Source organism: Paenibacillus sp. GCM10027626 (assembly GCF_042676285.1).
Lineage (GTDB): Bacteria > Bacillota > Bacilli > Paenibacillales > Paenibacillaceae > Paenibacillus_Z.
Genome location: NZ_JBHTHC010000006.1, coordinates 321616 through 343422 on the forward strand (window position 1 = coordinate 321616; position 21807 = coordinate 343422).

Consider the following 21807-nt stretch of genomic DNA (forward strand, 5'->3'; position numbering starts at 1 on the left):
ATCCCCCTTGTCTCTAAATATGCACTACGAGTATATCATATTCGAACCGTACCGGGTTGTTGTCCATGCAAGATGGCGACTTTGCCGAAAAGCCAGTAACGGCGCGGGTTTCCGGTGGTAAGTCAGCCGCGATTTCCAATTTGCGCACTTCATTTCCTCATTAAGAACCTGGCGAAATGCGGGGTTCAGAACCGTTATTCCCCGATCAGAACTATACAGAGCCCCCTGGACGGCATAAACTTGGCGGTAGGTAAATCAGTGGAGAGGAGGAGTTGTAGAGGTGGCTGTATTGAGGGAAATCATAAGAAACAAATATTTGTATGTACTGGCAGTCCCGGGATTGCTGTTCCTGCTCATCTTTGCGTATCTTCCGATGACCGGTTATTTGATCGCCTTCAAAAAATATCGATTGGCTGACGGGATCTGGGGGAGCGAATGGGTCGGATTCGACAACTTTAAATTTTTCTTTATGGGCAGCGATTGGTATAAGGTAACGTTCAATACGATTTTTCTGAATGGGCTGTTTATCGTTTGCGGCTTGGGGATTGCCCTGCTGCTGGCGATATTGCTGAATGAAGTGAGGCTGTTTATTTTCAAAAAGATTGCCCAAACGTTTATTTTCATGCCTTACTTTATTTCATGGCTCGTTGTCAGCATGATGGCGTTTGCGTTTTTGAATACGACGGACGGCATGCTGAACCGTACATTAGCATCCTACGGCATGCAGGGAGAGAACTGGTATCTGATGCCGGAAATTTGGCCGGCTGTACTCACCATTATTTATGTATGGAAATTCGCCGGCTATTACTCGATCATTTTTTTGGCGGCGATTGCTGGGATATCGGGCGAATATTATGAGAGCGCGCGCATTGACGGTGCCAGCCGGCTGCAGCAAATGATCCATATTACGCTTCCATTGATTCGCAATGTGCTGATTGTGCTTGCTTTGCTGGGGGTCGGCCGCATTTTTTACGGCGATTTCGGCATGATATACGGCATCATCGGCGATAATGCCCCGTTATACCCGACTACGGACGTCATCGACACGTATTCGTTCCGGGCGCTGCGCCAATTGGGCGATTTCAGCAAATCGTCGGCCGTCATTTTATATCAGGCGGTGATGGGACTTGTGACGATCATATTGTTTAATGCCATAGCCAAAAAAATAGACAAGGATTCAGGCTTGTTCTAAAAAGAAAGCGGGTTATCGAGATGGAAAACGCAATCCGTCATGTCAAGACGGCAAAGGCGGCAAGAGGCAAAACAGGCGAGCCTTTCTCCGAGAAGGTCTTTATGTTTGTTGTTTATGCCATTACGGGCCTGTTTGCACTGGCTTGCTTCCTTCCATTTTGGCTGGTGCTGATCAATTCCTTTGCAGCGGAATCGAGCATCAAGCTGCATGGTTATCAGCTGCTGCCGAAGGAATTTTCATTGAATGCCTATCAATATTTATTTGAAGGCCGTCAAGTGTTCAGCAGCTACGTCGTCTCCACTACAGTAACCGTAGCCGGGACGATCATCGCGGTGATGATCACTGCTATGTACGCATACGTACTGGCGCATCCGAAGGTGAAATACCGCAATATTTTGTCCTTCCTGACGTATTTTACGATGATTTTTGGCGCCGGTCTGGTCGGCTTTTACATTTTGGTCGCTAACTGGCTGGGGCTGAAGGATACATTGTGGGCGCTCATCCTTCCTTATGTGCTGAACCCGTTTTTTGCCTTCATTATGGTATCATTTTTTCGGACGCTGCCGTATGAGATCAATGAAGCCGCAACTGTGGATGGCGCTAATGATTTGACGATCTTTTTCAAAATTATTATTCCGATTTCCAAGCCGGTCATAGCGACGGTCAGCCTGTTTTATGCGCTGCAGTATTGGAACGATTTTTTTCTGGCGCTGCTGTTTATTGACGACTACAAGCTGCATCCGCTGCAAATGATGATCCGGCAGCTTATTTCCAACATTAATATCGGTTCTTATGTAGGAGGCAGCCAGACCACCTATACGCAGCCGCTGCCAACTTATGGCGTACAGCTCGCGACGGTCTGCATGACGATTGGTCCGATTATTTTCTTATATCCCTTTACGCAAAAGTTTTTTGTGAAGGGGATTACGATCGGTGCCTTGAAAGGGTAGTAACACAAAACTTTTTAGGAGGGCCAACATGAAAACAAAAAGATTAATGGCGTTAATGGCAGCGATGTTGCTGCTGCTGGCAGGAATCATCGGTTGCAGCTCCAAGCCGGACGAACCGGCTCCGCCTTCCGGCAATTCCAACGGGGATAAGGAGAGCGCCAGCGAGAAGCTCGATCCTGTTACGCTGAAAATCGTGCTGCCCGGCGACCGCCCGGCCGACATGGATGTCATTATTAAGGAAGCGGAGCGGAGAATGGCCGATACGCTCAATGTAAAGCTGGACCTGGTCTTCGTGCCTTGGTCCGATCTGGCCCAAAAAACACAGGTGATGCTCGCTTCCGGCGAGAGTGTCGATCTGATTTTTGATGCGCCTTGGCTGCATATGGAACAGATGGTCAGCTCGGGGTACTATGAGCCGCTGGAGGAGTTACTGGATAAATACGGGCAGGATGCGCTTAAAGTGAGATCGCAGCAAATGTTCGATGCGAATAAATTCCAGGGGCAAGTGTACGCGCTGCCGCTAGGCAATACGCATTTGGCGGGAAGAACGTATTTGGTGCGCAAGGATCTTCGCGAGAAATACGGTCTCCCGCCGATCAAAACCTACGATGAGCTGATCCAATTCGCCTATAAAGTGAAGGAAAATGAAAAGGATGTCATCCCGCTGCTTGCATATGGGCAGCCCGGGCAGAAGGACGTCTCATGGGGCGCCTTCCGGGCTTTCATGGAATATGATCCGCAAATTTTGCGCTCGGATGCACTCGGTCAAAGCCTAGTCCTGTACTACAAAAATAATGACGGCAAAGTCTACAATCTGTTCGACGAGATGGAGCCGCGCATTTGGTCGTGGATTGAGGAAGCGAGGAAGCTGTATACCGATGGCCTGATCCACCCGGATATTTTGGCGCTGAAGGATGTCAACTCTGTCATTGAATCCGGCAAAGTAGCCGTCGCCATCTACAATGAGTTTGGCGTGCCGACCCAGTTTGCCACTGCCGTCGCCCGGAACGTTCCCGGCGCCGAGCTGGAAGCGGTCACGTTCATCAAGATGGAGCCGGGCGAAAATATTACCAATTTCAAGCAAGCGAACTTCCAGGCCATACCTAAGGTCAGTAAAAACAAAGAACGCGCCATGATGTTTTTGAACTGGACGGCGCAGAAGGAAAATTACGATCTGCTTGCCTATGGAATCGAAGGGACGCATTATAAGGCGGTTGGCGACGACCAGTACGAGCAAATTGGCTCCAGCTATTCTTACTTCCCTTATGCATGGATTTGGAATCCGACAACAGACCGTCTGAACGCCGGTTTTGATGAAGAAACAATCGCCCATTATCAATTCAATAAAGATGGCGACAAATTGACATCGAGCATCTTGACGGGCTTCTCCTTCGACCCGGGACCGGTCATGAATGAAATTTCCCTGTACAACGCTGTAGAGGATAAATATTATAACGCACTGTTCGATGGCGTATTCGATCCGACGGAGCAATGGAACAAGCTGAAAGCGGAAGGCGAAGGCTACGTGAAAAAAATTCAAGCGGAGCTGCAAAAGCAAATCGATGCCTTTCTTGCCGCCAAAAACTAGCTCAAAAGTATGACCCAGGCAAACGGAAAGGAGGGGAGTGGACTCATCATTTGCCTGGTGCAAGTATAGAGCAGCAGGGCTGTCCCATAAATTATCCGCGATAATTTTGGGCGCCCTCTTTTGCTGGAATGAAATGAAAACGATTACTTAATTGAGGAATGGAGGTTCATGGTTCATGATAGGAAAAAGTAAAAAAATGACGTGCCTGCTGCTTGCTCTTGCCCTCGTCCTGTCCCTGGGCAATTTCCCGGTCGCGCATGCGGCAGACAATGAGCCAGCAAAAGTTAATTGGCTGGCGGCCGATATGGATACGACATTCAGTGACGGCGTCAGTCCCTTCATTTTGGAAAACAGCAGCTCCGGCGGTACGCAGCGCATTGTACAGATTAACGGCAATAATGCGCTGGAGCTGCGCGATGCTTCGCTTGGTTCCAATTTGTCCAGCTATTTCTATTCCGAATTGAAGAGCGGCAGGCTGAAGGACCGCATTAATGAAATTTACAGCAGACCGATTGGCAGCTCACCGGTCGATTTTGTTCTGGAATATAAGGTGATGCGCAGCGCTGCCAGCGATAAGCCTGTCAATAAAGATATTTATGCGCAATTGCAGTTTGGTAACTATGACGGCACGATGGTGCCGCGCTTCCCGGCAGGCATGCCGAGCATCGTAGGTACGAGTGCTTACAAGAATAGCGAGCCTAATGTACTTAAGGTGATTAACGATCAGGATCTCCCGGAATACAAGTTTCAGATTGTGCCAAATGGCGGAGCGCGGCTTATTTCGAGCGTAAAGCTGGCTTTTTCCGTTCGGGTCGATACGGGCGGCACAGACGAGGCTTACGTCATTGACGATCTGGCCGTCTATGAGCTGAATTCGGATGCACCGCTTGATGACGAGCCGCCGACTGCACCTGCAGATCTGCAAGTTACCGGCGTTAGCGACACCAGCGTCAAACTGTCCTGGACGGCCTCCACAGATAATGTGGCGGTGACGGGTTATACGGTTTTTAAGGACGGGGCAGCAGCAGCTGTTGTCGGCGGCACGGCGACTGAAGCTTCAATTGTAGGGCTGACTCCGAAAACAAGCTACCGGTTTACGGTTAAAGCAAGAGATGCCGCAGGCAATGTGTCTGCTGCCAGCAATGAAGTGACGGCCACGACCAGTCCGTCTGCCAGCGGCTTGCCGGAACCGTTCGGCAACCGCGATATCGGCGCCGTCCGGCTGACCGGAAGCGCCAGTTACGATGAAGCGGGCGGCATCTACAAGGTGAAGGGCTCGGGCGCCGATATTTGGGGCAAAGAGGATGCGTTCCATTTTGTTTACCGGCCGTGGACTGGCGATGGCGAGATTGTCGCGCGGGTCGCTGCTATGGAAAATACGGTTGTATGGAGCAAGCCCGGTATTATGATTCGCGGCGGCATTTCGGCTGAGGCGCCTTATGCGATGATGGCGGTTACACCCTCGAACGGCGTCATTTATCAGAACCGGCTGCAGCAGGGCGGGGATGCTACGCAGTCCTGGGGCTCCAAGTCTTCCGCGCCGTACTGGTTGAAGCTGGTCAGAAAAGGTAATCTGATTACTGCTCACGAATCCAGCGATGGCGATAACTGGACGCTGATCAAAAAAGATACCCTTACACTTCCGGAAACGGTCTATGTCGGCCTTGCGGTGACCAGCCATGACAACGGGAAGCTGACGACAGCCGATTTTGACCATGTGAGCGTCGGGCCGATCACGTCCTCCGGCAATCAACACGCGCCTTTCCCGGGCACAATCGATACCCGCCGCGAATGGATGTGGAATAAAACGAAGCAGATGTCGGAAATCGACAATCAATTGAATATTGCCCAGTTGGTGGCGCAAATCATCGATAATCAGAATGTAGATGTCAATTTGCAAAAGCTGGACCAGATGTTCAAGACGTACGATTGGGAGCAGTATAAGACCGTTTCCAAAATGTATGCCTATCTGATGGTAGGCGACCGTTTCAGCAGCGACCTGATTAAGCATGTAAAGGATTATTTCGCCAGCTATGCTTATGCCAAGCTGCCGCAAACGGAAAACTTGAGAATGAGCAATTATACGGCAGGTTATTTGGTTGGACAATATTTTCCTGATTTGAAGGATTTGAACGGAAATTCCGGGGCGCCGCTCAAGGCCGCAAACCGCGCCAATATTGAGGAAATGCTGGAAGCGGGCGTATACCGGGGCTGGGCGGAATATGAAAGCCCGGAATATACGTTTATGACCTATCTGTGTCTGAATGCTTTGTATCAATATTCAGATGAACCGGATTTCAAGCAGAAGGTCAAAATGGCGATGGATGTCATGTGGTTCGAGTGGGCAAATGACTGGATTAACGGCGCGTTCATCTCGACCTCTAACCGCGCCAAGGGCGACGGTGTAACGGCAAGCGACCAGTCGTGGCGGGGCGCTGACCATACGGCGCTGTCGTGGATTTACTTTGGCGGACACCGCGCGCAGGAAGGTGTCGGCGAGTCGGACAGCATGGCTCCGGGCGCTTACCGTCCGTACCTGGAGTATTTGGGCATGCTGACTTACAGCGGCATGAGCTACACGCCGCCGGAACTGGCGGTCCGAATCGGCCAGGATACGAATAAAAGCTACACCTCGCGCAAAACGAATATGCAAAATTCGAGCGGCCGCGCTTTGAAGACATACCGCTCTGCATATGTGCAGCCGAATTGGGGGCTGTCTACAGAGGTAACTTACAATCGCGTCGACAATTGGATCGAGGATATACCGGTCGTCGTGCGCTGGCTGTCCGATTCGCCGGCCTCGGTGTTCAGATTGTCCGTCGATCAGGAGGATGCGCCGATCGGCAACTATGACCAGCCTGAAAACCATCGCATTATGCAGGACGGCAAGACAGCCGTCGGGGTGTTTAAATCGCTGAGCGAGCCGGGCAAAAATAACTTTATTAATGCGATGTTCCCGGATACAGGAGCGATCAAAACCCGGGAGGAGCAATCCGGCTGGGTATTCAGCGATACGGGCCCGATGTATTTTGCCTTTAAAATGATAAAGCCTTATTCCTGGTACTATCAGACGCCGGCCGATCCTTCTAACAAGGTCAAGCCGAATAAGCCGCATCCGACGAAGCAATTGCATTATGATTACAACATTTTACGCAGTCAGGCAGACAAGAACGGCTGGGTGCTGGAGACGGCAGACGCTTCCGAATATGCCGATTTTGCCAGCTTCAAGCAGGCGGTGCTGAACAGAACGTCACTCGACAGCTCTCATATCGATGAAGCGAACCCGCGATTGGTCTATACGAATCTGAGCGGTAATGTGATGGATATTAACTTTGATCTGGCCTCAGGCTCCTATAACAATACGCACAAAATTAACGGCAAGCCGATCGATTATTCCGCCTACAAGCTCTTTGATACGCCATGGCTGCAGCAGGAGCAAAACGCCGCGCTGTTCACGGCGTCTTACGGCGGTGAATCACTTACTTACAATTTCGCCAACTGGTCGATCACGCGGAGCGGCTCGGCAGTAGCTGTTCCGAACAGCGGCTTCGATAGCGGGGCGGGCGATCGCCCCGATAACTGGATTTTTAGTGGGACAGCCGCGTCATCAGGCCATTGGGACAGCAGTACATTTAGAAGCCCCGGGCATGCCGTAAAAATCGCGAATCTTGATGCCGGGGACGAAGGCCGCTGGAGCTTGGCAGGCGATAGCGGAATTAAGGTTGATGCCGGCAGCAGTTATACATTGAAAGCATGGGCGAAAACGGCCAAGGCCAGTGCAGACGGCGGTGCTTACGCTTCGCTCGCCTTTTACAAAGAGGATGGCAGCCCGGCAAGCGGTACTCCGGCTGTCTCCAAGTTTGCGGCAGGCACCAAGGATTGGACGCTCCTTGACGCTTCAATTGTGCCTCCCGTCGATGCTGCTTATTTAGGCATAAGCCTCGGTTTGAAAGGGACAGGAACGGCATGGTTTGACGATCTTGAGCTGACCAAGCAGGCGTACACAGCGGTGACCGGAGTTTCAATCACTCCGGCCGTGCTGACGCTTGGCGTGGGAAGAACGGTTAGCTTGAATGCCAATATTGAGCCTGTCGAAGCGACAAACCGGGCTGTAACGTGGACATCAAGCAATCCGTCGGCGGCAGTCGTGGATCATACAGGCAAGGTAACAGGGCTTGCCCCCGGCACAGCTGTTATTAAAGTGACGACGCAGGACGGCTCCTTTACCGCGGAGGCTGAAGTAACGGTCATTATGGAGCCGCTGTTTGCAGATGACTTTAGCGGCGGTCTGAACAATTGGGATTTATTCGGCACAACGGCATGGCAGGTGGAAGGCAGCGGCAGCGATGCGGTGCTGGTCGGCAAGACGACACTAGGCTCGCCGCAGCGCGCCGTGGCGAAGGTCTCCGCATTTCCGTACAGCTCTACAGATTACAATCTGCAATTCACTGCCTATGGGGACCGTTTCCGTACGATGTTCCGGTATTCATCCAGCACGGGTTATTATTTTCTGGAATTTAAAAACAATGAGGAAGCCGAGCTTTGGAAGTATGCCAATACATCCACTCCGGAACAGGTAGGCACGCTAGTCCATATTAGTGAGGCGATCCCGGGCTTTGTGCTGACAGATCCGCATGCTTACAAGATCGAGATAAAGGGAGTGCAATTCAAGCTTTTTATTGATGATACACTTGTGGAAACGTTCCAGGATGTTTCATTGGCAGCGGGCGGGATCGGCTTTTCGGTGAAAAGTGTAGGACCGGAGGCGAAAGTAACCATCAGCCATGTGTTGGTGGAGCCGGTTGTCACTGTGCCGGCGCCTGTGAAGGTGACAGGCGTAACGCTGGATAAAACGGCATTAAGCCTGCTTGCAGGCGGAGACAGCTACCGGTTGGCGGTGAAGGTTACGCCTGAGGATGCGGCTGATCAATCGGTTCAATGGAGTTCTAGCAATCCGGAAGCAGCCAGTGTAAGCGCAGAAGGCGTAGTAACGCCTCACACTGCCGGCAGCGCGACGATAACAGTAACGACGGAGGATGGCGGGTTTACAGCCAGCTGTGAGGTTACGGTAACGGAAGAGCCTGAGCCGTCGGTTAGCGTAGAGAGCGTCAAGGTCGATCCGTCGTCCGTGTCACTGCAAGTAGGCGAGAGCAAGGCGCTGACGGCAACTGTAGCACCGGCCAATGCGGCGAACAAAGCGGTCGCATGGAGCACGAACCATCCGGAAGTGGCAACGGTTGATGAGACTGGCCAGGTGAAGGCGGTCGGCGCAGGGAAGGCGACGATAACGGTAACGACGGCGGATGGCGGGTTTACGGCCAGCTGTGAGGTTACGGTAACGGAAGAGCCCGGGCCGTCGGTGAGCGTGGAGAGCGTCAAGGTCGATCCGTCGTCCGTGTCGCTGCAAGTAGGCGAGAGCAAGGCGCTGAAGGCAACGGTAGCGCCAGCGAATGCGGCGAACAAAGCGGTCGCATGGAGCACGGACAATCCGGAGGTAGCAACAGTCGATGCAAACGGCCAAGTGAAGGCGGTCGGCGCAGGGAAGGCGACGATAACGGTAACGACGATGGATGGCGGGTTTACAGCCAGCTGTGAGGTTACGGTAACCAAAGCGACCGAGCCGCGGCCGCCGGAGTATGTATGGTACGATCCGCAGCCGCAAACGCCACAGCCGCCGAAAGGAATGATGGTCGTCAAGCCGGAGGCGCTGAAAAACAGCCTAGCAGGCGTGGTGACGATCGAGGCGGCTGACGGCATCACGAAAGTGGAGCTGCCGTCTAATGCGGCAGAACTGCTGCAGGGCAGTAAGCTGCTCGTACAGAGCGCGCAAGCGACGCTGGAGGTGCCGGCAAAAGCGCTGGAGCTAGCGGGAGGCGCCATTTCGCTGACGCTTATGCCGCTGGTGGACCCGGCGGCGCAGGAGCGCATCGCGAGCGGCCAGCAGGCGCTGGGCGCGGCGCTGCGGACGGGCAGCAGCCTGTATGAAATCGGGCTGACGGCAGGCGGCAAGGAGCAAGCGGCGGGCTTCGCCGCTCCGGTGACGCTCCGGCTGAAGGCCGATGCTGCGCTGCAGGCTGGCCGGACCGGGATCTTTTGGCTACCAGCAGCGGGCAAGCCGGGCTATATCGGCGGCGAGTATGGCGAGGACGGCTGGCTGATGGCTGTAATCGAGCGCCCGGGAACGTATGCCGTGCTGGAAGTAACGAAGACGTACAGCGACCTGCCGGCAGGCCACTGGGCGTATGAAGCGGTAGCAGAGCTGAGCGCGAAGCAAGTGCTGCAAGGCACAAGCGCGACGCGCTTTGAGCCGGGGCGGGCGGTCACGCGGGCGGAGTATGCTGCGATGCTGGTTGGCGCGCTCCGGCTGACGGAGACAGGAGAGCATCGCTTTGCCGATGTGCCGGCGGACAAATGGTATGCGGAAGCGGTGGCGATCGCATACAAGGCCGGGCTTGTGACGGGAAGAAGCGCCAGCGTCTTCGATCCGGAGGGCCGGATTACGCGGGAAGAGATGGTAGCGATGACGATGAAAGCATTCAGCCTGACCGGCAGCAAAGGCGGGAGCGCGGCGGCGCAGCCGGAGCGGGTATTCGCGGATGAGACGGCGATCTCGGCCTGGGCGAAGCCGTACGTGCAGGAAGCGGCGGCGCTTCAGCTGATCCAGGGCCGTGCGGCGGGCAAATTTGCACCGAAGGAAACAGCCGGCAGAGCGGAAGCGGCCGTTGTGATTTGCAATTTAACGGCATTAAAAGTCCGGTAACCCGGTTAACTGTGTACTAAGCGACAACATCTTGCCAGGGCGGTGGGGAGACCGAGGCACAATGTTGCACAGAATACAACATTTCAAGCAGGATTTCACCGTATTCCCCGAAAATGCTGCACGTTCTACAACAATCATCGCCATTTAGCCCCCTTCGAGGAGCAGATTGTTGCATTTCGTACAACAATTCGGGGGCATGCCAGCTTCCCACCATGGACTTGTTGCACAATCTGCAACATTTTGAGCGCGTTTTTCTATTTGCCTGACCCCACGGTTCGCGGACCGCTATTTGCGCCAAATCACCGCAGAAATAAAGCAAAATCCGCACATAAAGGATCATGTGTCCGCGAAACCCCGAATTGGCGTGCTTTTCGACAAAATTACGGATCCACGGTCCGCTCGACCGCTAAAAATGCCCGGCAGCAAAGGTGGCGGCTGCCGGGAATATCAACCAGCTGCAATCCGACTTTTCCCGGGTATTATTGTCCTTCCCTCCGGTTTTCGGTATCGCAGATTTCAAGTAAGCTTACATTGTAAGCACTTTCTCAAGGGGAAATTGAATCGGGAGAGGATGCTTGAAGGAGGGAAAGATGGAACTCGCGAATGCCGTACCCGCAAAAAAGTCAGAGAAGTCTTTCAAGGGAAGACTGGGCAAAATTTGGAGATTCAAGCTGTTATATCTCCTGCTATTGCCCGCATTAATATGGGTTATACTTTTTGATTACCTGCCCCTTTATGGGATCACGATTGCTTTTTCGGATTATAATGTCATTCAAGGCTGGTCCGGAAGCGAGTGGGCGGGGCTGAAATATTTCCGGTCGCTATTTGAGTCCGAAATGTTCCTTAATGCCTTTAAAAATACGCTTATTATTAGCTTGTACAAAATGATCAGCGGCTTTATTTGCCCGATTTTGCTGGCGCTGGCGCTTAATGAAATCCGGGTGGCCTGGTTTAAAAAGACGCTGCAGACGGCGGTTTATTTGCCGAGATTCGTTTCTTGGGTCGTGTACGGAGGCATCATTACGCTGCTGCTTTCACCCGAGACCGGCATCATCAACAAAGTGATCGAGCTGTTTGGCGGCAGCCCGGCTTACCTGCTCGTAGAGCCTGCTTACTTCCGGACCATTCTAGTCGTCACGGATGCGATGAAGGAGATGGGATGGGCGGCAATCATCTACATCGCCGCTATTGCCGGGCTGAATCCCGAAGTGTATGAAGCGGCGATTATGGACGGGGCGACACGTTTCCAGCGCATTCTGCATGTCACCTTGCCCGGTATTTCCAGCACGATAGTCGTCATTTTCATTCTGAGAGTCGGAACAGTGATGAGCGCAGGGCTCGATCAGGTGATTAACCTGTACAATCCGATGGTATTTGAAGTCGGGGACATTCTCGACACTTATATTTATCGGGTGGGCATTGAACAGTTCAATCTCAGTTTGGCTGCGGCTGCCGATGTGATCAAAGGCATAATCGGGCTGGCGCTTGTATTGACGGTCAACCATATCGCCAAGCGGATTAATGATTCCGGTATTTTTTAAAAGAAGGAGAGCCAGCCTATGAAGCTTACGAGAGGCGAGAGCGCCTTCGTCACGACCAACTATGTTTTGCTGACCTTAATGACGTTAATTATCGTTTTGCCCTTTTGGTATGTCATTTCCGTATCGGTGACGCCTTACCATGTTTTTAGCGCCAAAAATGGACTGGTGCTTTTTCCGACCACCTTCAGCTTCGAGTATTATGAGTATTTGCTGAAGAAGGGATCGATGATTTATAACTCTTATGGCATGACCATCCGCAATACAGTATGCGGCGTGCTGCTCGCCTTGATCTTGACGGCTACAGCTGCTTACGCGCTGTCGGAGAAAAAGCTGCCGGGCAGGCGGATCATCATGATCGTATTCGTATTCACGATGCTGTTCAAGGGCGGGATGATCCCGACTTATATTACGATCAAAGAGCTGGGACTGCTAAATACCGATTACGTGCTCATCCTGGTGATGGCCTATACGGCTTTTAATATGATCATTATGAAATCATTTTTTGAAGGCATACCGGAAAGCCTGAAGGAATCGGCGGCCATCGACGGCGCCTCGGAGTTCCGGATTTTATGGCAAATTGTTTTACCGCTTTCCATGCCGGTTATCGCTTCAATCGGCCTGCTTTATCTCGTTACCTACTGGAACGATTTTTTCAATGCACTGCTCTATGTGACCGATTGGAATAAAGCGCCGGTACAGCTGGTGCTGCGGACGATCATTGCAAGCTCCAGCCTGCCGCCTGAGCTGCTGGAAGCGGCCGGAACGACGCCCCCGCCGACAATCGGCATTCAAATGGCGGCTATCGTCATCGTAGCTTTGCCAATGATGATTGTTTATCCATTCGTGCAAAAATATTTTGAGCAGGGCATGCTGATTGGATCTGTGAAAGGGTAGCGGACTTGACAATGGTTTATCCCCATGGGGTAAATATAGATTTTAAAAAAAGAAGGGGGACGATTGTTCCATGACAAAGCACAAAAAACAGTGGTCATATGGCGCACTTTCCGCTGTCCTGATCGGCACGCTGGCCGTGACCGGCTGCGGCAGCAATTCCGGCAATGGAGGAGCTGATTCCGCCAAAAACAACCCGCCGTCAAACGGGAATAAAGCGGGGACAGAAACAAACACAGGAGCTAACACGCCGCCTGCAGAGACGCCGGCTCAGCCGTATACGTTCAAATGGCTGAAGGCGCAAGATATTTCGTTGCCTTATGACGCGTCTAAGGACGTGGTGAAGCAAGCGATTGAGAAGAAGCTGAACATTAAAATTGTTCCTGAGCTTGTAGACGTTCAGCAATACAAGACAAAGCTGAATTTGAAAATGTCCAGCAGCGATATTCCTGACGTGGCCAGAATCGATTTTGCCGATGACTTTCAGAAATATGCGCAGCAGGGCGCCTTTGTCGACATTACAGACATGATTAACGAGAAGGATACGCCGAACATTATGAGGGAGGTTTCACCTGAGGTTTTCGAACAGGCCAAGGTGAACGGGCGGATTTACGGCATTCCGTATCAAGGCGGCCCTGGAGCGGGTTACCGCTGGGACCTGGTGCTGCGCAAGGACTATATGGAGGAAGTCGGAGCCAGCGTACCAAAAACGCTTGATGAATATTACAACCTGCTCAAGCAGGTGAAGGCAGCGAAGCCGGATGTCATTCCGCTCGGCGGCTACACCGCCCAAATTGGCGAGACGAAGTTTGCCAACAACTCGTTTGACAATATTTTTGGCGCCTTTGGCGTTACACCGGGCTTCTTCACTGAGCAAGACGGCAAGTTCAGCAATTATGATATTGATCCGCGCATGAGAGAAGCGCTGTTATTCCTGCAAAAGATGTACGCCGAAGGGTTGATTGATAAGGAGTTCGCCACAATTAAAGAGGAGCAGCTGCGGGCCAAGCTCTATAGCGGCAAGCTGTTTTCCTGGATGGGCTGGTGGTCAACAGCCAACGATTATGATACGCAAATTGAGACCAATGAGCTGATTAAAAGCGGCAAGCTGGCCTCTGACGGCAAGCTGCCGAACCAGGCCGAGGAGCCGTTCAAATATTTGACATTGACCGGTTCGCTTACAGGCGCCGACGGTAAAGCAGTAGCTCCATCCGGTGCGCCTTTCAACCAAATGAATGCGATCAGCGCCAAGACGCAGGACCCGAAAAAGGTGCTCTCCATCATTGAAAAGTCGCTGTCGCTTGAAAATCAAATGCTTACTGTATGGGGAATCGAAGGCGAGGATTACAAAATCGAGAACGATAAGCTGGTAACGGCGATCGATCTGGTTGACCCGCAGACGCAGCAGGACAAGAACGGCAATTTCCGCGGGACGCAAAGCTATCTGTTTGCACCAGGGCTTAATGGCTGGCCACGGTACTTAGAGTCGCTGCCTAAACGTTTTTCCGAGGCGCTGGATGTAGCCATCAACAATCCGAATCAAATTACGGATGCCTCCAACTACCTGGAATCTCCGACGAAAATCGCCAAAATGGTTGAGCTGAACACAATGCGCGATTCTGTCTTTACTCAGATTATTATGGGCGGAGATATTAAGAAGTTCGACGACTTCGCGGAAAAATGGAAGAACCAAGGCGGAAATCAAATTTTGCAAGAACTTGAGGAATCCTTTAAGAAGAAAACAGGCAAGTAGACAAGAAGAAACGGCTGACGCCGTCCTTGGTGCGAGGCAAGTTTCTTCCCTTAGAAATATAAGCTGTGTATAAGGTGAAACTTATACTTTCTTATATTTTTTAAAAAAACGATAAGAATCGTCCCCCGTTTATACAGAGACAGGAGGTCTTGTATCGACGGGGGCTATCCTTGTCATTTTCGGAGGCGTTTACATATGAGAACGTGGCTAAGACATATAAGCACCTTGTTGATCGCCGCTTTTATCGTGCAGCTCATTCCGATTTTCGGAAAGGCTGAGGCAGCAGCAGACGCTCAGGAGCGGCAGCTGCTATTTGAGGACCATTTTGCTAACGGTTTGGACAGCTGGGACTTGTTCGGCAGCCCAGCCTGGGAAGTCAAGAGCGACGATGCAGGCTCCTGGTTGACAGGAGAAACTGCCTTGACCGGACCGCAGCGGGCTGTGGTCAAGTCGTCGGCATTTCCTTACAGCAATGCCGATTACAGTCTGTCTTTTGACGCGCAAGGGGACCGCTTTCGCGTCATGCTTCGATACACTTCAGGAATGAGCTACTATTTTCTGGAGTTTAAAAATACGAAATCGGTTGAATTGTGGAAGTATCCGAATTCATCGGCTGCTGAGCAGGTAGGTGCTCCGGTCGATATTTCCGCCGTGCTTCCGGCATTTAATATGGCAGAACTGCACCGATATGAGCTGGAGGTTCAAGGCGAAGTATTCAAGCTGATGATTGACGGCAAGTTGGTAACCGCTTTCTCGGACAGCTCGCTGGAAAGGGGCGGTATTGGCTTCTCGCTCAAAAGCGTTGGAGCCCCTGTCAGCGTCAAGATTAGGGAGGTGGAGGTAAAAAGCATTGCCTCACCGCCGGAGCCCGCCTTCGCGATTCAGCATACCCCGGTTGAAGCTGTGCCCTACAATGCAGATGTAGCGGTCGCCTTTTCGCTGGCCGATGCCGGGTCGCCTGTAACGGCTGCAGTGTACTATGCTTACGGCGACGAGCCATCTTATTATTCAACCGGCGGCATCCAGGGGACTGGCGACGTTTACAAGGCAGCTATTCCGGGTACGAACCGTGCCGGCCATCTTCGCTACTACATTACAGCACATGATGAACAAGGCCGTGAAGGACGGTATCCCGATACAGGCGACATTACAGTTGCTGTGGGAGAACTGGCCCCATATTTCAACGATTTCGAACAGGAGGCGGTCGGGTCTGCACCATCCGGCTGGACGATTGGCGGAAATACAAGAGTCATTCAACTGCCTGACGGCAGCAAAGTATTCAATCTGAATGGGTCAGGCAGCGCCAGGCTGAATGTGCCGATGTATCAGAATGCTGACAACTTTATCGTGAAATTCAAAGCGAAATATGAACGGACGAGCGAGGCGGTCCAGAATACATGGCGTTTCCGCTATCGCGCGACGGATGACAACAACAACAATGCGATGGAGTGGGCGACCCATAATTCCAAATATTTTCTGATGCGAAAAACAACGCTGGGCGGCAACTATTATATCGCCAATTATGTAAAGGCGCTGCTTGATGATTGGCATGAATATGAGCTGCGCGTCAGCGGGATTACGCATAAGCTGCTGATCGACGGCGCAGAAGTGGCAAGCGGTGACGATTCCGATCCGCTGGCGCTGAAGAAAGGTTATTTTCAGTGGAACGTCGTTGGCGGGATCAATCTGATGATCGACAATTTCTCCATCGAGCCGATTGCAGCCCCATATGTATTGGATTTGCAGCCTTCCGGCAATTACGCCGGCATTTATGAGCAGCGCGAGGAGCCGGGGCTTTCTTTAGCACTCGATACGGGAGCAACGGCACATAAGTTTACGATGAATTATACCGTGCGGCGCTCTGACGGAGATCGTGCGGTCGTGGCAACCGGTGAAAAGAACTACCAATTGGAGAAGTATGACAAGACAGAGGACACGTTTGCTTTCGCGCCTGCCATTAAGCAAATCGGCACGTATGAGGTGACAGCCGAGTTTGCTGTGGACGGCGTGAAGCAGCCGGACAAGACGAAAAAGATGCGTATGGCTGTTATTCGTCAGGCGGCTGAGGTGAAGACGCTTGATCTGGATAATGAGAGCAAATTCGGATTGAATACGCATTATGCATTAAACTGGAAGGACGATATTATCGATGGCGCCCGCAAAATGGGAGCACGTCATCACCGTTCCGGCATTAACTGGGATGAAGCGGATCGCAATGTGAAGGATGCCTCCGGCAAGCCGGTGTATGATTATAGCGGCATTGATGCCAGACTGGATAAGCTGTTTACCTACGGCTTCAATCAGATCACCGTGCTCGGCATTGACCGGAACGGCTACTATCAGAACGGTACTGTCAATACGCCGAATGCGTTGAAGGCGATGGGCGACTTCGTCTACGATGCGGTCAGCCGCTATAAAGGGAAAGTCAGGCAGTGGGAAATGCCGAATGAGCCGGAAATTGTTTCTAAGCCATATATCCCGGCGGAATTCGTGCAACTGCAGAAAATCGCTTACTTGAATATGAAAAAGGCGGATCCGGATGCGATGCTGCTTGCCGGCGATCATACGTCCAGCGTTCGCAGCGTGCTGCCGAAGGAGCTGGAGCTGGGCTCCTACGATTACGCCGATGCTTTTTCTTATCATCCGTATGTGTACAACGCCATGCCGGATGACAATCTGAAGGAAATGGTCGATGGCGTCAAGGAACTGGTCAATGCTTATGGCGGCTGGAAGGACTATTACTTGACAGAGGGCGGCTGGCCGACAGCGAAGGCCGGTTATCCGTCCGTGACGGAAGAAACGCAGCGGGATTATATTGTGCGCGCTTTCTTGAATTATATGATTACAGATCAGGTGAAGGCTTACGAGTATTACAATTATAAAAACGACGGCACCGATGACCGCTATTATGATATATTTTGGGGAATAACCGATAATGATGGACGGCCGAAGCTGGCGTATACGGCGGTTAACCAATTGATGACTAGCCTGGACAAAGCAAGATATGTCGGCACATGGAATACGGGAGACCCGGCTGTTGCCGTTCATGTGTTTCTGAATGACGGAGTCCCGGTTATCGCAGCCTGGAAAAAGGTCGATCATAAGGACAACCCGGCTGTCAAGCCTCCTACCAGCGAGGTTACACTGCCCTTTGCCCTATCCGGGGTCGAGGTCAAAGATATTAACGGCGCAGCGCTGCAAGCTGCGGAAACCGGAGGGAAGGCCCGGTTTGTCGTATCCGGATCGCCGATCTACATCACTGGAGCGCCCGCTGATTTTGTCCGGCAAGCAGCTGCGCAGCTGCTGCAGCAAAAGCAGCAGGAGGCAGACCGCAGGCTGGATGCTTTGCGAACTGCGAGCAATGCTGCGCTAATTGATGGAGACAAGGCGGAGCTAGGGAAGATTGCCGCTGAGCTTACGGCTGCGCTTCGCGCCGGAGATGATCAGGCAGCTTCCGTTCTCGAGCAGGGCATCAAACAAATCTATGCTTTGATGAAGAAAGTTTCGGGCCAGATTGAAGCTGAAGGAGTAGAGCGAGCACCGGGCTATGTGTTGCTTGAAGCGCTATACAATATGGCCGAAAGTGCATCGATCGCACTATCCTACACGCTGCAAGATTCAGCTGGCGCTGCCGCAAGCCTTGACTATCAGGCTGCGGTACAGTCTGCGGCAGCGGCATTTGAGGCGGCCAAGGGCAAGTACAGTGTAATGCCGGTATCGGAGGCAGCCGTGCTGCGCATGAAGCGCTACGGCGGGCTGGCGGATGCAGCCTACGGGCGGGAAAGCTACGCAGACAGCTATGCTTATAATTTGCTGGCCCGGGAATTTTCCGAAGTGGTCAAGGCGATGACGGCGTCAGAGCCACCTAAATTTATCGGTATACTGCCAAATGTAGTGCCTGTCCAGGCGAATGGCGAAGCAGGGCGGATCAGCAGTTTCACGGTATCACTTGCGAACGAAATGGATGCCCCGCAAAATATAACGATGCGCATCGGCTTGCCGGACGGCTGGGCCGCTCATCAGTCGGAACCGGCAGAGATCGAGCTTGCCGTGCCGGCAGGAGAAGCGGTCGAATATGCTTACCCCGTCAAGGTGCCGGAAGGCACGATCAAAGGGCGCTATGATATTCAGATGGACATGGTCTATAATGGCACTATATTTGATACAAAAATGATCCAGCTGACGGTAGAAGAAGGGATCGAGGCCAAAATTGCCCCGGTCAAACAGACCATCCAGGAGCTTGATACGATCACGCTGGAATTGTCGGGCACCTCTACAGCGGAGAAATCCGGCAAGGTTATATTGACCGGACCGGATGGCCGCAAGCTGGAGCCGGTAAATACGGCAACTTTCAGCGGCTTGAAGAAGGGCGACAAGCTCAAGCTGGATTTTTACTGGACGTATCATTCTTTTGTACCGTTCAATGAGTATCTTGTAGATGTGCAAATCGAAGCGAATGACGGCAGGACGATTTTTCATGATCCGGCCATGCCGCTTGATTTCAATCTCGTGCAAAAGGCGGGAGAGCTGGTCATTGACGGTGCGCTTGACGGCTGGGAGGATGCGTTCCCGTTCCATCTTCGCCGCAATGATCAAAATGCTAGCGGCTATCATGAGCCTGACAAACTGGAAGCGACCGCTTATACGAAATGGGCGGAGGATGGCATTTATTTCGCTGTCCGCGTGAAGGATGATGTCCACAAGCAATCGGAAAATGCTGCAAACCTGTGGAAAAATGATTCGATTCAAATTACACTTGATCCATTAAACAATCGCGAGTCTCCTTACGGCGCGGACGATGTGGAATGGGGCTTTGCGCTGGCGGATGACGGCCGGCTGCTCGTCAATATTTTCAACTCCATGCCGCCAAACCCGAACGGAGAGATGAGCGGACAGGTTCCATTCAAAGCCGTTCGGGATGAGGCAAAAGGCATCACCCTGTATGAACTGAAAATGGAGGGTAAATATATAAAAGATTTGCAGCCTGCATTAGGCGGCTTTATCGGTTTGAACGTAGCTGTCAACGATGCCGACTACCAGAATGGCCGGGACAATTTTATTCAATGGACAAAAGGGACGGCAGATTCTAAAAGTACAGCCTTCTATGATTCCTTCTACTTTATCGAAGCTGGTGACGATCATAACCAGCCTGTCAAGGTGACGGGCGTAACAGCCGAGCCGTCGGCCTTGTCGCTGCAAATAGGCGAGAGCAAGGCGGTGACGGCGACGGTAGCTCCGGTGAATGCGGCGAACAAAGCGGTCGTATGGAGCACGGACAATCCGGAAGTGGCAACGGTCGATGCGAACGGCCAAGTGAAGGCGGTTGGCGCAGGGAAGGCAAGGATAACCGTTACGACGGCAGATGGCGGGTTTACTGCTGTTTCCGAAATTACGGTAATCAAGGCTTCCGAGCCGCCGGTGAGCGTGGAGAGCGTCGCAATCGAGCCTGCATCCTTGTCGCTGCAAGTAGGCGAGAACAAGGCGTTGACGGCAACGATAGCGCCGGCGAATGCGACGAACAAGGCGGTCGCATGGAGCACGGACAATCCGGAAGTGGCAACGGTCGATGCGAACGGCCAGGTGAAGGCGGTTGGCGCAGGGAAGGCAAGGATAACCGTTACGACGGCAGATGGCGGGTTTACTGCTGTTTCCGAAATTACGGTAATCAAGGCTTCCGAGCCGCCGGTGAGCGTGAAGAGCGTCAAGCTCAAGCCTGCATCCTTGTCGCTGCAAGTAGGGGATAGCAAGGCGCTGACGGCAATGGTAGCGCCGGTGAATGCGGCGAACAAAGCGGTCGCATGGAGCACGGACAATCCGGAGGTGGCAACGGTCGATGCGAACGGCCAGGTGAAGGCGGTTGGCGCTGGTAAGGCGACGATAACGGTAACGACGGCGGATGGCGGGTTTACAGCTGTTTGCGAAGTTACAGTAACCAAAGTTTCTGAGCCGCAGCCGCCGGAGTATGTATGGTACGATCCGCAGCCGCAAACGCCACAGCCGCCGAAAGGAACGATGGTCGTCAAGCCGGAGGCGCTGAAAAACAGCGTAGCGGGCGTGGTGACGATCGAGGCGGCTGACGGCATAACGACTGTGGAGCTGCCGTCTAATGCGGCAGAACTGCTGCAGGGCAGTAAGCTGCTCGTACAGAGCGCGCAAGCGACGCTGGAGGTGCCGGCAAAAGCGCTGGAGCTAGCGGGAGGCGCCATTTCGCTGACGCTTATGCCGCTGGTGGACCCGGCGGCGCAGGAGCGCATCGCGAGCGGCCAGCAGGCGCTGGGCGCGGCGCTGCGGACGGGCAGCAGCCTGTATGAAATCGGGCTGACGGCAGGCGGCAAGGAGCAAGCGGCGGGCTTCGCCGCTCCGGTGACGCTCCGGCTGAAGGCCGATGCTGCGCTGCAGGCTGGCCGGACCGGGATCTTTTGGCTACCAGCAGCGGGCAAGCCGGGCTATATCGGCGGCGAGTATGGCGAGGACGGCTGGCTGATGGCTGTAATCGAGCGCCCGGGAACGTATGCCGTGCTGGAAGTAACGAAGACGTACAGCGACCTGCCGGCAGGCCACTGGGCGTATGAAGCGGTAGCAGAGCTGAGCGCGAAGCAAGTGCTGCAAGGCACAAGCGCGACGCGCTTTGAGCCGGGGCGGGCGGTCACGCGGGCGGAGTATGCTGCGATGCTGGTTGGCGCGCTCCGGCTGACGGAGACAGGAGAGCATCGCTTTGCCGATGTGCCGGCGGACAAATGGTATGCGGAAGCGGTGGCGATCGCATACAAGGCCGGGCTTGTGACGGGAAGAAGCGCCAGCGTCTTCGATCCGGAGGGCCGGATTACGCGGGAAGAGATGGTAGCGATGACGATGAAAGCATTCAGCCTGACCGGCAGCAAAGGCGGGAGCGCGGCGGCGCAGCCGGAGCGGGTATTCGCGGATGAGACGGCGATCTCGGCCTGGGCGAAGCCGTACGTGCAGGAAGCGGCGGCGCTTCAGCTGATCCAGGGCCGTGCGGCGGGCAAATTTGCACCGAAGGGAACAGCCGGCAGAGCGGAAGCGGCCAAACTGATTCACAGCTTGATTGCAGTTTAAAAAGTGTATAACAGCGAGCCCCTCAGACGCGCGAATTGGCTGAGGGGCTTCCTGA

Annotated in this window: 8 protein-coding genes; all 8 read left to right on the forward strand. The window is 53.1% G+C overall.

All coding sequences use genetic code 11. The features are described from left to right. Window positions 1-280 precede the first annotated feature (280 nt). The 8 genes from ACFQ0N_RS14515 (at window position 281) to ACFQ0N_RS14550 (ending at window position 21752) form a co-directional block, all read left to right on the forward strand. Complete coding sequence (locus ACFQ0N_RS14515) at window positions 281-1192, forward strand: ABC transporter permease (RefSeq protein WP_379327219.1); 912 nt, start codon at window positions 281-283, stop codon at window positions 1190-1192. A gap of 101 nt (window positions 1193-1293) precedes the next feature. Continuing rightward, on the forward strand, window positions 1294-2142 hold the full coding sequence (locus tag ACFQ0N_RS14520; RefSeq protein ID WP_379327323.1) for a carbohydrate ABC transporter permease: 849 nt from the start codon (window positions 1294-1296) through the stop codon (window positions 2140-2142). Between the two features lie 28 nt (window positions 2143-2170). Further along, on the forward strand, window positions 2171-3730 hold the full coding sequence (locus ACFQ0N_RS14525) for an extracellular solute-binding protein (protein ID WP_379327221.1): 1560 nt from the start codon (window positions 2171-2173) through the stop codon (window positions 3728-3730). Window positions 3731-3905: 175 nt separating this feature from the next. Next, entirely contained in the window at window positions 3906-10490 is a 6585-nt protein-coding gene (locus ACFQ0N_RS14530; protein ID WP_379327223.1) for an Ig-like domain-containing protein, read from the forward strand. Between the two features lie 590 nt (window positions 10491-11080). Beyond that, window positions 11081-12031 carry an ABC transporter permease gene (locus ACFQ0N_RS14535; protein WP_379327225.1) on the forward strand — a complete coding sequence of 317 codons (951 nt, stop codon included), beginning with the start codon at window positions 11081-11083 and terminating at the stop codon, window positions 12029-12031. Between the two features lie 18 nt (window positions 12032-12049). Continuing rightward, the gene (locus ACFQ0N_RS14540; protein ID WP_379327227.1) at window positions 12050-12925 is read left to right on the forward strand and encodes a carbohydrate ABC transporter permease; all 876 of its coding nucleotides are present in this window, start codon (window positions 12050-12052) and stop codon (window positions 12923-12925) included. A 70-nt stretch (window positions 12926-12995) separates the two neighbouring features. After that, a complete protein-coding gene (locus ACFQ0N_RS14545; protein WP_379327229.1) occupies window positions 12996-14675 on the forward strand; it encodes a type 2 periplasmic-binding domain-containing protein in 1680 nt (559 codons plus the stop codon). 195 nt (window positions 14676-14870) lie between these two features. Continuing rightward, on the forward strand, window positions 14871-21752 hold the full coding sequence (locus ACFQ0N_RS14550; protein WP_379327231.1) for an Ig-like domain-containing protein: 6882 nt from the start codon (window positions 14871-14873) through the stop codon (window positions 21750-21752). The last annotated feature ends 55 nt before the right edge of the window (window positions 21753-21807 follow it).

Excerpts from the sequence above, each read along its gene's own strand:
- ACFQ0N_RS14520 (WP_379327323.1), top strand. The coding sequence starts at position 1,294 with ATGTTTGTTGTTTATGCCATTACGGGCCTGTTTGCACTGGCTTGCTTC.
- ACFQ0N_RS14525 (WP_379327221.1), top strand. The coding sequence starts at position 2,171 with ATGAAAACAAAAAGATTAATGGCGTTAATGGCAGCGATGTTGCTGCTG.
- ACFQ0N_RS14530 (WP_379327223.1), top strand. The coding sequence starts at position 3,906 with ATGATAGGAAAAAGTAAAAAAATGACGTGCCTGCTGCTTGCTCTTGCC.
- ACFQ0N_RS14535 (WP_379327225.1), top strand. The coding sequence starts at position 11,081 with ATGGAACTCGCGAATGCCGTACCCGCAAAAAAGTCAGAGAAGTCTTTC.
- ACFQ0N_RS14540 (WP_379327227.1), top strand. The coding sequence starts at position 12,050 with ATGAAGCTTACGAGAGGCGAGAGCGCCTTCGTCACGACCAACTATGTT.
- ACFQ0N_RS14545 (WP_379327229.1), top strand. The coding sequence starts at position 12,996 with ATGACAAAGCACAAAAAACAGTGGTCATATGGCGCACTTTCCGCTGTC.
- ACFQ0N_RS14550 (WP_379327231.1), top strand. The coding sequence starts at position 14,871 with ATGAGAACGTGGCTAAGACATATAAGCACCTTGTTGATCGCCGCTTTT.